This is a genomic window from Chthoniobacter flavus Ellin428 (assembly GCF_000173075.1).
GTDB lineage: Bacteria > Verrucomicrobiota > Verrucomicrobiia > Chthoniobacterales > Chthoniobacteraceae > Chthoniobacter > Chthoniobacter flavus.
Genome location: NZ_ABVL01000015.1, coordinates 83,417 through 94,978 on the forward strand (window position 1 = coordinate 83,417; position 11,562 = coordinate 94,978).

Consider the following 11,562-nt stretch of genomic DNA (forward strand, 5'->3'; position numbering starts at 1 on the left):
AACGGTTTGCGACCAGTCTGAAAAGAGCCTGTCCCGCGATTCGGAGTCGGAACCCTACGCCGCCAAAATGTCCGATCACTCGCCATCTCACGCGGAAATGTGTCACCGACTCGCCGACCGGTTGGACGCGGACCGCTATGAAATAATGACGGAGTGGATCCACGCCGTCCGCGAGGATAAACGCATCCCGGCTGCCGACAGTCTCACGCTGTCGATGTTGCAGGATCATTTCCCGGAAATGTTCGCGGAACTCGTCACCGCCCTCGTTCAAGCGCCGGCGGCGGTCAACACGCCCGAAACCCAGAAAACCGGTCGAGAACACGGCAAGACACGGTGGCGCAATGGTTACCGGCTCGATGAGGTATTGCGTGAACTGGCCCGGGTCCGGGAGATCGTTCTCAAACGCATCCGCGCCTTTTGTCAGGAAACCAACTCGCCGGAGCTGAGAGAAGCAGCCGAGGAAAAGTCCCGGCTCTTCTTCGACACGATCGTGGCCGCCTCGGCGCGGCAATTCATGCAGGAACAGCAGGCGGAAGTCCTGTTGCGATCGCGGCAGTTGCACCACGCCTACGAGCAGGTCCAGGCGGCGACGGAGCAACTACGCAGCGTGGCCCAATCCCGCCTGCGCTTGCTGCGTGGAGTTTCGCATGAGCTGCGTAACGCATTGCAAGCCGTGGGGCTCGCGACAGAAGCGCTGATCGAGGGCGACGCGGTGGAAAGTCGCCAGTCGATCACCGCGGATTTGAGCGTCAGTGCGGGCCGCTTGCAACGGCTGTTGGACCGCCTGCAGGAATTCTCCGCCATCCTCGCCGGTGAAACGCGATTGAAGCTCGAACCCATCGAGCTCTCAGTGTTTCTCGACCGCTTGCAGCAGGATCACCTGGCGGCCGCTCGCAACAAGGGACTCGAGCTGAATTGTACGGCCGCCGGCGATTTACCCGCGGTCAAAATGGATGGCGCCAAGCTTCGCCAGATTGCGGACATTCTCCTTTCCAACGCCATTCTCTACACGGATCACGGAACCGTACAGGTGCGCACCACGCGGGACGAACCCGGTCGCTGGATCTTGCGCGTCGAAGACACCGGCGTCGGCATCGATGAGATCAACTCCCGGCTTGTCTTCAGCGAGTTCCATCGCCGAGGGCCTTTCGAGAATCAAGGCCTCGGCCTCGGCCTCGTCATTGCGCGGCATCTCGCCCACCTGCTCGATGGTGAGATCACGTTCCGGTCCGCCGCCGGCGAGGGCAGCAGCTTCCAGGTGAATCTGCCCATCGACCTCTCCAGCGTAGGGCCGACGAGCGCTGCGCCCGAAGTTTGAACGGCACAGTCGTCGCAGCAAGCGGCCTGCAGTAAGTAAAAAACAAACGGCCTCGGACGCATTGCTGCATCCGAGGCCGTGGTTAAAGTGAAACTGGATTCTCGCGCTTAGGCGGCTTTCTTCGCAGACTTCGCCTTTGCTTCGAGCGCGGCCTTGGCCTTGTCGAAGATCGCCTTGAAGCCGGCTTCATCGGTCACGGCGATGTCGGCCAGGACCTTGCGGTCGAGCTCGATGCCGGCGGCCTTCAGGCCTTCGATGAAACGGCTGTAGGTGAGGCCGTGAGCGCGGGCGGCGGCGTTGATACGCTGCTGCCAGAGCATGCGGAAGTTGCGCTTGCGCGTCTTGCGGTCGCGAGTCGCCCAGTATTGGGCCTTGTACATCGCGTCTTTCGCGTAGCGATAGAGCTTGGAACGACGTCCGCGATACCCACGGGCTTTGTCGACGACTTTCTTGCGGCGCTCCCGGCTGGCGGGAGCATTAGTGGCACGTGCCATAGTTGATTAAAAACCCGGGTTCACCGGGCCTCCTGTTTTCTTTCAGCGAACTGTTCTTTTAGTGGATGATCCTGCCGACCTCATTCGCTGAGTGCCCCGCGAGGCGGAGCAGGTGGCCGGATCTGTGGTTTTGTCGGAGCCGTGCGGCTGGGTGATTCGTTCTTAATCTTGCTCTTAATCTTAATCTTAATCCCACACCGTGCGGGGAAGGATTAAGATTAAGATTAAGATTAGGATTAAGATCAGGGAATCACGCGAAAGGCAGACACTCCTTGATACGGTCGATCATGGTCTCGTGGACCTGACCGGCCTTGCCGAGCTTGCGCTTGCGCTTCGAGCTCTTGCTCGAGGCGAGGTGGCGCAGGCCGGGCTTACGGCGGAGCATCTTGCCAGACGCGGTCAGCTTGAAGCGCTTGGCGGCGGATTTCTTCGTCTTGCGACGTGCGACTGATCTTGGCATAGGGGCGGGCAAGGTAGCGGCCCGCTTCAAATCGGCAAGCTCTTTTCTTCTGAATTCCCACAAAAAAGCACAGAAGACACAAAAGGCCTTCAGCCCCAGGAGAAGGCCTCTATCTACATCGCCGCGGCACGTCTGGCAACCGCACAGAAACCGCCCCCGAATCGCCGTCTCCCTTTCTGCGTCTCTTGGTAATTACCGCCTCAATCCTTCGGCAGCGAAAGCAACCGCGATTCGATCTCGTCCAGCGCCTTGGCCCGCTCGCGGGTCCCGCCGCCCTGCGACTTGATCTGCAACAACAACTTCCGCGCCTGGATGAACGTGGCCCGCGCTTCCGCCGTCGAGGAATTCTGCATCTGCAACGTCCCCAGCTTGCGCATGAGCGCCACCACCTGGTCGCGCGCCGCCGGGTTGGCCCCTTTGCGCGCCGCGTATTCCTCGGCGCTGCTCAGGGCCGTGCGGTAGAGGTCGAGCGCATCTTCCGTGCGCCGCTCCGTCATTGTCTCGTCGCCGCGCCGCTCCAATGTCTTGACTTCGTCGAGAAGCACTGCATCCGACTCCGAACTATTCGGAGAATTCGCCGGCACACTGGCCGGAATGCCTGTGGGCGAAGGCGTCACCGCCACCACTTCCTCCGGCGCACTCTTCGACGGAGTTTGCGACTCCATCGATTGAATTCTCGAGGTAGCCCACACTCCGGTCGGAGCGGCCTCCCGCACATTCATCACCGCAACCGGCGGCGTGGGCGGCGGCGGTTTGACTTCCGGCACTGCATCCACCGTCGGCTGAGTATTCTGCGTCAAGGCCGGACCAGGCGTCGTTTCCTCCGCCGTCGGCTCTTTCGCTTCCACCGTCGGTTTCACCTCAGGCGTCGGCGCGGATTCGGACGCCACGGCCACCGTCTGGGCAGGTATCGACGTCGTCTCCACCGGCTGCACGGTCTCAGACGTCTGCGTCACCACTTGCGGGCCGGGCTTTGCCTCTTCCACCGGCGCCGGCTTCGCCGAACGCCCCGCCATCACACCCGTCACCGGAGCCACCTCCAACGTGGACGCCGGATCTTCCGCGGTGATTTCCCGAAAAACGTGTGTCCCGAACACGACCGCGACGATAATCAACCCCACCGCCATGCCGATGGTGAATTTCGAGCCTCGGCGAGAGGCCGCCGACATCGGCAAAGGAGTCGGAGCTGCAGCGGGCGCTGCGGAGATAGCGGGCACCGCGGTCGGTGCCATCACCGCCTCCTTTTTTTCCACGGAGGAAGGCACCGGCACCTTGGGCGTCACGGTATTGACGGCCGGGATCGCGGGCTGCGTCAGCGCCTCGACATTTCGCGTGCAGGCGCCGAGCCGATCCAGTTCTTCGACATCCGCATCGATGAGCGCGGCGAGCAGACAATCACGTACCTGCTTGAGGCTGCGATAGCCGCGCCGGGCATCGATGACCCGCGGCTCCCAGCGATCCGCCGCACGAAAACCGTTTTCTTCCAGCCGCCAGCGCAACCACGTCGGCAGCCATTCGCACTTCGCCGCCCGACGATGTTCGCCGAGCCGCGCATCCGGCGGACCATCCACCACCAACGCGAGCACGCGCTCTTCGCCACCGGCCTTTTTGAAAGCGCGAATCTGCTCATCCACCGCCTCGGAATTCGCCGAATCCGGCGAGCACACCACCACGAGATACGAGCTCTCCTCGAGAGCGTGCGGCAAGTGGTCCGCATAATTCGGATCACGGCGATCCGGGAAAATCGAAAGGCAATCCGGCCGCGGAAATCCGTGCGCAGTCACGCGGTCGACCAGCGCCACCGGCAGCGGATAGCCGTTGAGATTGCGATAAATCCAGTCGCACCACACCGTATCTTCCAAGGTAAACGCCACCACGGCCCACGAAACACCCTCGAGCTCCGCGGCCAGCTGCTGCTCCAGATCCGGCAGCGGTTCCTGGATAAATTCGCGCGCGACGGCGCCGGAACTCCGGCCTCCCTGCAGTTTAGGGACAATCGGGGTTCCGTGTTGGTCAGGCTGCCAGCGCGGTTGCATACCGAATGAGAGAAGCAAGGAAAGTGCCCATCGCTCAGGGGAATTACTGGGATTTACAGCAGGCGAAAGGTGGCACTATAGAGACCCGAAACGCTGGTTTCTGCCCGTTCCACAAGCGTTCCAACGAGGCGTTGAAACATATCACCTTCCAGTTTAGCAACCAGAGGGAATTTACGTAGAATATCGAGGATCGGCGAGTGATGTTCCACAATACGCACCACCCCCTGTTCATCCGTCTCACATTCCGACATATAACCATCATAATCTCGCAACCGCGCCAGCCACTTCGCCCGCTCCGCCGGCGTCTCGCCTTTCAATTTTGACAGATATTCCTCCGCTTTTTTCTGGAATACCAGCAACAGGAGCTTGTCCGGCGCGGTTGGCCCGTAGAGTTTCCGCGCCGCCTCCAGGGTATCGATCGTCAGGCTGTTGCTCTCCGTGGGAAAGAGATCCTGGGCCCGCTGAGTGAGGCGGTAGAGCAGATGCGGCCGGCCGATCTTCTGCGGCTGCCGCCAGGTATCCAGCAACCCGCGCTTCTCCAGATCGAGACAGATGCCCTTTGCCCCCATGTAGCTCATGCCGATGCGCTCCGCGAGATCGGCCACGCACAGACCCTGGGTCCGCTTGAGTTCATTCAGGACACGGAGCCGCGCACTGCGGCCGACTTGCTGGAGGAGTCGCTGCTTCATTTGGGGAATGGATCGTCTTACGCCGAAAGGTTGGTCGTCGACAAGCGGCGTTGTCATGTAGCCTAGGTCAGTGATCCCACACTGAGGGCGTGATGAGTTGAGAGTGGAGAGTGGATAGTGGATACCCGCGGTTCGGACTTCGACAGTTCTCCCGCGCTTCCGCCCCGAAGGTTCATTGGATGTTGGATGTTCTGTCTTCCCAGTCGGATGTTCCGAAAACTTCACGCGGATTTGCCGACGAATTTGGGCGTGTGCCCTGGTCGGCAAAATGATACGGCGCATCATTGACGGTCCGATACCACCCGCCACTCCCTATTCCATCCCATGACCAAGAGCAGCACCAATCCGAAGGCCGATCGCTATTTCAAAAGCGCCAAACGGTGGCAGGAGGAAATGGAAAAACTGCGCGCCATCGTGCTCAGTTGTCCGCTCACCGAGGAACTCAAGTGGGGCAAACCCTGCTACACATTCGAGGGGAAGAACATCGTCCTCATCATCGGCTTCAAGGAATACTGTTCGCTGCTCCTTGGCAAAGGCGCCTTGCTCAAGGATCCCAAAGGCATCCTCGTCAAAGCCGGCGAGAATACCCAGGCCGCGCGGCAAATTCGATTCACCGATCTCGGGCAAATCACCAAGCTGGCGCCCACCTTGAAAGCCTACCTCCAGGAGGCCATCGCCGCGGAAAAAGCGGGCCTGGAAGTCACTTACAAAAAGATCACGGAATTCGCCATCCCGGAAGAGTTACAAGCCAGGTTCGACGAACAACCCGCTTTCAAAAAAGCTTTTCAGTCCCTCACCGCCGGACGCCAGCGTGCCTACCTCATCCATTTTTCCGGCGCCAAACAATCTGCCACCCGAACTGCCCGGATCGAGAAATGTATCCCGCAAATTCTCGATGGGAAGGGAATGAACGATTAAGCTGCAATTGAATGAAACTGTGACTTGTATGAAAGTGCGGCAGGGGTCCGGGGAGCGGGCCGGCAGTTCTTCCTATCGCGGAGCGATGCACCTTGTTCCCCGGGTTTGAATGTCGATTCAAGCGGAAGCGGTCTCGCCGCTTCACTTTCCGAAGAAAAAGCGACGCACCGCCGAGGCAAACCCACTCCGGGCCGCCCGCGGCGGCGGAGTCACCGTTCGCCACGTCAGGGCGTTATCCAAGGCAGACTCCACCTCGGCCAGGAACTGGACCTCCTTCTCTCCGATCCGCGCGGTTCGATTCGCACAATCCAGGGTGGCGATGATATTCACCGGCAGGTGATTTCCCGGATATTTGCGCAGCGTAAGTTCCACGATTGAATCGCTCAGCCAGCGGGCCGCATCCAACGACCAGTTCCCATCCTTGAAGGACAGCAGCGTCTCCCCCGTCGTCTTGTCCAACACGGTCGGTGTCTCGATCCAAAGCGACATGCGCGCCTCCCAAGCGGAGATGGCGATGCGAAAGCGTCCCGAGGGTGATTCACTATCGGTCATAATGGTTCACACGTGGCACGGAGTTAAGCTTCAAGGAGTCGGCAGCCGAGCCTCGATAAAGTAAAGCGCGGGATCACCCTCGGGATACCCTCTTCCATGGAACCCGTGCGGTAGTGTAGCCTTGAGAGCCTTCTGGTTATGGTGGTGAGGTACGTGCTCGAAGTCGTCGATGCGAACGCTGCGGTATTCGCCGTCGACATAGCGATATAACTCCCGCACCCAATTGCCTCCCCCGCCACTACTCCAAACTTCGATTTGGGGCCGGCCATGCCAGGGAACCAAAAGCCTTTCGCCAACGCTTTGAGTGGTAAAGGTGGTGTGCCAGCCGCTCTGGCGATCGCGAAGGGTGAGTTCGATAATCGGTCCGCCGGAACCGCCCTCCGATTGGATGGCTGGATCGTCCGGAATGTGGTGACGGACTTCGTAGCGGTCGGAGACAAAGCTGAATTCCTCACCGTCGGGAAATTCGCACACGCGTTTGGGCCAGGGCATTTCTTTGACGCTCGACTCCGCGTAACAGACTGCGGAAAACAATAGGATGAAAAGGAGCGGCTTCATTGTCTCCTCAGGTTTGCACGTCACCGACCGGAGCAGAGGCCAGGCTGACCTGCTCGAGAGAAACATACTTATCTTCTCCAGACGAGGTGACGATCAATTCGGCAAGGATGGGGCAGCCTTCTGCGCCCATAAAAACACACTCAATCACGGCAAACAGACCAGCGTTATTCCGCTGAAAATATTTCACCTCGATGCAGGGTGAAACGACGAACTGCCGTTCTGGTAAAACCCGGAACTCGGCGATGCAGGAGCGCAGTTCTTCTTCGATGACGACAGCCGGATCATTTCCAAATGCCAGAGCGTAACCAAACCGATCAGCCAGTGTCTGAAAATCACCTCTTTCAAGCAGTGATACCGCCTCTTCGCCCAAACGCAAAAGACATGATTCATCGACTTGGTTGGGCAGCAGTTTCATGGACTTAACGGCTTATTAAAGCAGCATGGACGCGAGAAAAACTCGACATCTTTGTCCAGGCAGCGGCGCCACACATCTACTCTCAGGCATTCTTCGTCCGCGGCTCGGGCCAGACCGCGGTGAGGACCAAGCCGGCGAGAATGCCGGCGGAGACCTCGATGAAGCGGTGGAGGGCGACCACCCAGGGCGGCTTGGCGTAGGGGACGAGCAAGACAATCGTGAACGCGATCGCGGCGAAACGATTGGCCGGGCGATCGAGGCGCAGGACCGCGGATAACACGCCAACGCCCAGGACGCCGCAGCCGAAAACGAGAGCGCTCCGGCCAAGGAATTCGGCAAACAGGGCGCCAACGGAAACGCCCAGGGCGGTGCCGGCCAGGCGATGCCAGGACATGAGCAGAGAGGAACCGAAGTCCGACTGCACAACGATCACCGCGGAAATTGGCGCCCAATAGATTTCGCGAAAGCCCAAGGTGCGCGCGACGAGCAAGGCCAGCACGGCGGCGATAGTCGTGCGGATTGGATAGACGAGGCTCTTCCTCGAGAGCGAAAGGCGTGGAGTCTTCATCGGCAGCGGAACGGAGGCTATGCGCTCGTTCGAGGAAGTCGATGCGTTCGACGCAGATCAACGCTGCGGTGGGACGCAAAAAAAACTAAGAAGGGGGACGCTCAATATCCTTCTCTTCACGCGCTTCACCGGAGAAGACGTTTTCTCTTCGAGAGCTTGCCGACGCTCCGCACAAAAACCCGCGGAAGTCGGAGGTCCTTCGACTCCGCCCATGCTTCCCCGCTCCGCTCAGGATGACAAAGATGGTTGGGGCGCTTCGCGCTCACTGCCATAATTTCACCGCGGGGCAAACGCCAAGCCGTTGGCACCCATTCCAAACAGCGAAGAGCCAAAACTAAAGCAAGCTCTCTCTTTGTCCGGCTCAATCTGAACTCACCGACGTGAAAATATCCTGCGCGATAAGTTGATCGCCCGGCGCTTCCCGTAACTGGTCGCCTTGGTGGGTGAAGATGACGATGCTTCTGTGTCCGACGAGTGGTCCTCCCCAAGTGATACAGGTCTCCCCGGGAGATACGACTATTCTGAAACTGTCGTCGAGTTTTTGAATTTGTGTGGTGGCCGTGAACTTCGACCAGAGCAACTGTTCTTCAGCAGTGCCCCCCACGCCGTAGGGCGGAAAACGAATCGGGATCTGCGGCCTGAGATTTTCCTGCGCCATCCGGGATATTTCCCGCCACTCGTCAGCGGTCAGGACTGTCCTCGCGTAATCGCTAAATCCCCATCGAAACACACGGTCAGGGTGAACGGTCCAACTGGCCCGCAAAAAGAGGAGACTCAGGAAGAAAAGAAAGGCAACAGCAGCTCGGTGACGTTTGGAAAAAAGTGAGCGCGCGGTGTGTAAAAACAAAACGGCGCAAGCCACGAACAACAAAAGCCACGGTAGCGAAACGGTCGGAAACAGAGGCGGAATGATCCACGTCGTATTCAACCGCCCCTCCAGATAAGGAATCAATCCGATCGCCACGGAGTATGCCAACGCGAGGAGAGTCCAGATTAAGGAACTCCGAATCTCAGAAAACCTGGTCACGAGAGACAGATTGAGGTTCGTTTTCCCAACCTCAGCGGCATCGGCTTACTCTCCAGCCCGGAAATGGCGCAGCGCTTCGACGATGCCTCCGCTGCAGACGCCATTGGCGACGTAGCCGCCGGCCTGGCTGACGGTCTTTTTCACCGCTTCGACGGCGTTGCCGGGGCAGGTCACCCACTTGGCGTGGCGACCATCGAGCATGGGGAGATCATTGTAGTGATCGCCGGCGGCGAAGATCTCGTCGCGCGAGATGCCGGTGAGCCGGGCCAGCTCGCCGAGCGCGGTGCCTTTGCTGTAGGCTTCGTGACAGAAGCGTACGTAGATGGTGTTGCGCATGAACTGGAAGCCGGGCACGCGTTTGCATTCGCGGGCGAGGAATTCGACGATGGCGTCCATCTCGTCGTCGGATTCCGCGGCGAGGCCAATGAGACGTTCGCCTTCGTAGATGGGATGGGCGCGGGTGTGCTTGGCGAGGAAGTCCTCGATGTCGGTGAGCAACTGGCTGGCTTGGGCGAAGAGGTTGTCGTGCTCTTTGGCGCAACGCGCGTTCCAATCGCCGTAGTCCTGCCAGCGGCCATCCGGGCCGCGATGGAAGACTTCGCGCTCGGAAGTGAGGACAAAATCCGGCAGGATGGGAAATTGCAGCTCGCGCAGGCCTTCCTCGATGTGCCAGAGGACGCGGCCGGTATTGACGGCCCAAAGGACGCCGCGCTCATGCAACTGCTGGAACGTCTCGAAGAGCGCGGGTTGCACGCGGGGCGTGGCGTCGTGATCGACCAGGGTGCCATCGAAATCGGTGCTCAGCAGTTTGATCATGAGTTGAGGGTTGAGGAATGCGGTAAAATTGCCGAAGATCGCGTAAAGCGGGTCGGCAAGTTATTGCGCCCAGCCCAAGTCTCAACTCTCTTTTGGATACCCTGATATGAAATCTGCCTACGAACTCGCGATGGAACGGCTGCAAAAGCAATCCCCTGCCCGCACGCTGACGGACGCACAAAAAGCCGAGCTGGCGGAGATCGATGCCGCGGCGAAAGCCAAAGTGGCCGAGCAGGAACTCTTCCTGCGCGACAAGATCGCTGCCGCCGCGGAGGAAGGAAAATACGAGGAAGCCGCGCAGCTCGAGCAACAGCTCACGCGGGAGATTCGCCGGATCAATGAGGACGCCGAGGCGAAGAAGGAGAAGGTGCGGGGAGCGTAGTGTAGGGTCGGAGCCGCGGTCCGCTTCTTAATCGTAATCTTACTCTTAATCCCCTCCGAATCCGAACGGCAGAAAGATTAGGATTACGATTAAGATTAAGATTCCACCCTTTACGCCGCCGCGTTCGCCTGCTGGCAGGCGTCGAGCGCTTCGCGCAATTCCGTGAGGCCCACCGGCTTTTGCAGATAGCCGACGGCTCCGCAGCCTTTCACGAAGGGGTCGGATTTGTCCGCGCTGCCAGAGACGAAGATGACCTTCGCATCGGGCTTGCGGCTGAGCAGCGCGTGGCAAACGGTGAGACCGTTGTAGCGCGGCATCATGATATCGAGCAGCACGGCATCCGCCTCGCAACGCGCGAAGGCTTGAATGACCGCCAGGCCGCCACCGGTGACGGTTCCCACCACCTCGTGGCCGCAGGCGGTGACGCAATTGGCCAGCACTTCGGCCAGCTCCTTGTCATCGTCAGCAATGAGAACTTTCATGGAATTATCGGTCGGGGTTTTCGAGGGAGAACTTTTACGCCGCCAGCAACATCGTGCGGACGTTGATGAACGCGATCATCTCCAGCAGGTCGTCCACGTGGAACGGCTTGGTCAGGATGGTGCCGCTTACGCTGGCGATAAAGTCGTTCACTTTCGTGTTGCCCCGATGACCCGTCATGAAAATGAACCGGTCGCAGAGATGCGGGCGCATTCTTTCGACCGCGCGGAAAAACATGTCGCCCGGCAGCGTCGGCATCATCATGTCGCAGAGCAGCACTTCGAAATCGCTGGCCAGGACCTGATGCACGCCTTCCACGCCGTTGGTCACCCCGATCACATGGAAGCCACTTTCGGTGAGGAAATCGGTCATGATTTCCTTGAAGGCGGGATCGTCTTCCAAGAGGAGGACCTTTTTGGCAATATCCGCCGCCGGCTCGTGGAGCCGAATGCCGGAGGGCAGGATGTTCTCGGCGGGTTCGGGAGTGGAAACAACGGCGGGCAGTGACATAGGCTGTAGTATTTAGAAACTCTATAAAGCAGCTGCTATGCCGCGATAAAAGAATTCCACGACGCGAATCGGCGACAAAACACCCTGATTCCAGCTCTCAAATTTCGTTTCCGGGCTGGCGGTGATTCGATTCATGGCCGCAGCAATTCTACTTACCTGGAGCGTCCGCACCACCCCGGACGCTGTTAAAACCGTATTTTTCCCCCGTTTTGAAAACGGTTGGCGGAAGCGCAAGGGCGGCGAGCAACATCCGGGGGAACGTCATGCACCGTCATTTACACAAATCGGAGGTTTTCCACAACTCGTAATCGCCAACCTCTGCCGCCACATGCATACCGG

The 11,562-nt window shown here is 59.4% G+C and carries 15 protein-coding genes; 3 read left to right on the forward strand and 12 right to left on the reverse strand.

The window, feature by feature from the left end:
• Nucleotides 1-97 precede the first annotated feature (97 nt).
• Nucleotides 98-1,318, forward strand: coding sequence for a sensor histidine kinase (locus tag CFE428DRAFT_RS21480; protein ID WP_006981755.1), 1,221 nt, complete (start codon nucleotides 98-100; stop codon nucleotides 1,316-1,318).
• A gap of 107 nt (nucleotides 1,319-1,425) precedes the next feature.
• Here the strand turns inward: CFE428DRAFT_RS21480 and rplT are convergent, their stop codons facing one another.
• The 4 genes from rplT to CFE428DRAFT_RS21500 form a co-directional block, all read right to left on the reverse strand.
• Nucleotides 1,426-1,812: a 50S ribosomal protein L20 gene (rplT, locus tag CFE428DRAFT_RS21485; protein WP_006981756.1), complete on the reverse strand. Its 387-nt coding sequence runs from the start codon at nucleotides 1,810-1,812 to the stop codon at nucleotides 1,426-1,428.
• A 250-nt stretch (nucleotides 1,813-2,062) separates the two neighbouring features.
• Nucleotides 2,063-2,272, reverse strand: coding sequence for a 50S ribosomal protein L35 (rpmI, locus tag CFE428DRAFT_RS21490; RefSeq protein ID WP_006981757.1), 210 nt, complete (start codon nucleotides 2,270-2,272; stop codon nucleotides 2,063-2,065).
• A 200-nt stretch (nucleotides 2,273-2,472) separates the two neighbouring features.
• Nucleotides 2,473-4,308: a toll/interleukin-1 receptor domain-containing protein gene (locus CFE428DRAFT_RS21495; protein ID WP_006981758.1), complete on the reverse strand. Its 1,836-nt coding sequence runs from the start codon at nucleotides 4,306-4,308 to the stop codon at nucleotides 2,473-2,475.
• A gap of 53 nt (nucleotides 4,309-4,361) precedes the next feature.
• Nucleotides 4,362-4,997: a helix-turn-helix transcriptional regulator gene (locus CFE428DRAFT_RS21500; protein ID WP_006981759.1), complete on the reverse strand. Its 636-nt coding sequence runs from the start codon at nucleotides 4,995-4,997 to the stop codon at nucleotides 4,362-4,364.
• Between the two features lie 324 nt (nucleotides 4,998-5,321).
• Between CFE428DRAFT_RS21500 and CFE428DRAFT_RS21505 the strand changes: the two genes are divergently transcribed.
• Nucleotides 5,322-5,915: a YdeI/OmpD-associated family protein gene (locus CFE428DRAFT_RS21505; protein ID WP_006981760.1), complete on the forward strand. Its 594-nt coding sequence runs from the start codon at nucleotides 5,322-5,324 to the stop codon at nucleotides 5,913-5,915.
• Nucleotides 5,916-6,056: 141 nt separating this feature from the next.
• Here CFE428DRAFT_RS21505 and CFE428DRAFT_RS21510 read toward each other — a convergent pair whose 3' ends face one another.
• The 6 genes from CFE428DRAFT_RS21510 to CFE428DRAFT_RS21535 form a co-directional block, all read right to left on the reverse strand.
• Nucleotides 6,057-6,467, reverse strand: coding sequence for a hypothetical protein (locus CFE428DRAFT_RS21510; RefSeq protein ID WP_006981761.1), 411 nt, complete (start codon nucleotides 6,465-6,467; stop codon nucleotides 6,057-6,059).
• 30 nt (nucleotides 6,468-6,497) lie between these two features.
• Nucleotides 6,498-6,959, reverse strand: a complete 462-nt coding sequence (locus CFE428DRAFT_RS21515; RefSeq protein ID WP_237705541.1) for a hypothetical protein — start codon at nucleotides 6,957-6,959, stop codon at nucleotides 6,498-6,500.
• A 73-nt stretch (nucleotides 6,960-7,032) separates the two neighbouring features.
• Nucleotides 7,033-7,440: a hypothetical protein gene (locus CFE428DRAFT_RS21520; RefSeq protein WP_006981763.1), complete on the reverse strand. Its 408-nt coding sequence runs from the start codon at nucleotides 7,438-7,440 to the stop codon at nucleotides 7,033-7,035.
• Between the two features lie 82 nt (nucleotides 7,441-7,522).
• Complete coding sequence (locus CFE428DRAFT_RS21525; protein ID WP_006981764.1) at nucleotides 7,523-8,008, reverse strand: FUSC family protein; 486 nt, start codon at nucleotides 8,006-8,008, stop codon at nucleotides 7,523-7,525.
• Nucleotides 8,009-8,369: 361 nt separating this feature from the next.
• Nucleotides 8,370-8,984, reverse strand: coding sequence for a hypothetical protein (locus tag CFE428DRAFT_RS21530; protein ID WP_131989817.1), 615 nt, complete (start codon nucleotides 8,982-8,984; stop codon nucleotides 8,370-8,372).
• Nucleotides 8,985-9,080: 96 nt separating this feature from the next.
• Nucleotides 9,081-9,851: an HAD family hydrolase gene (locus CFE428DRAFT_RS21535; RefSeq protein WP_006981766.1), complete on the reverse strand. Its 771-nt coding sequence runs from the start codon at nucleotides 9,849-9,851 to the stop codon at nucleotides 9,081-9,083.
• Between the two features lie 106 nt (nucleotides 9,852-9,957).
• On the opposite strand from CFE428DRAFT_RS21535, the gene CFE428DRAFT_RS21540 reads away from it, so the two are divergent.
• Complete coding sequence (locus tag CFE428DRAFT_RS21540; protein WP_006981767.1) at nucleotides 9,958-10,233, forward strand: hypothetical protein; 276 nt, start codon at nucleotides 9,958-9,960, stop codon at nucleotides 10,231-10,233.
• A 110-nt stretch (nucleotides 10,234-10,343) separates the two neighbouring features.
• Here the strand turns inward: CFE428DRAFT_RS21540 and CFE428DRAFT_RS21545 are convergent, their stop codons facing one another.
• Nucleotides 10,344-10,715, reverse strand: a complete 372-nt coding sequence (locus CFE428DRAFT_RS21545; protein WP_006981768.1) for a response regulator transcription factor — start codon at nucleotides 10,713-10,715, stop codon at nucleotides 10,344-10,346.
• Between the two features lie 34 nt (nucleotides 10,716-10,749).
• Nucleotides 10,750-11,223: a response regulator gene (locus CFE428DRAFT_RS21550; RefSeq protein WP_006981769.1), complete on the reverse strand. Its 474-nt coding sequence runs from the start codon at nucleotides 11,221-11,223 to the stop codon at nucleotides 10,750-10,752.
• Between the last annotated feature and the right edge of the window lie 339 nt (nucleotides 11,224-11,562).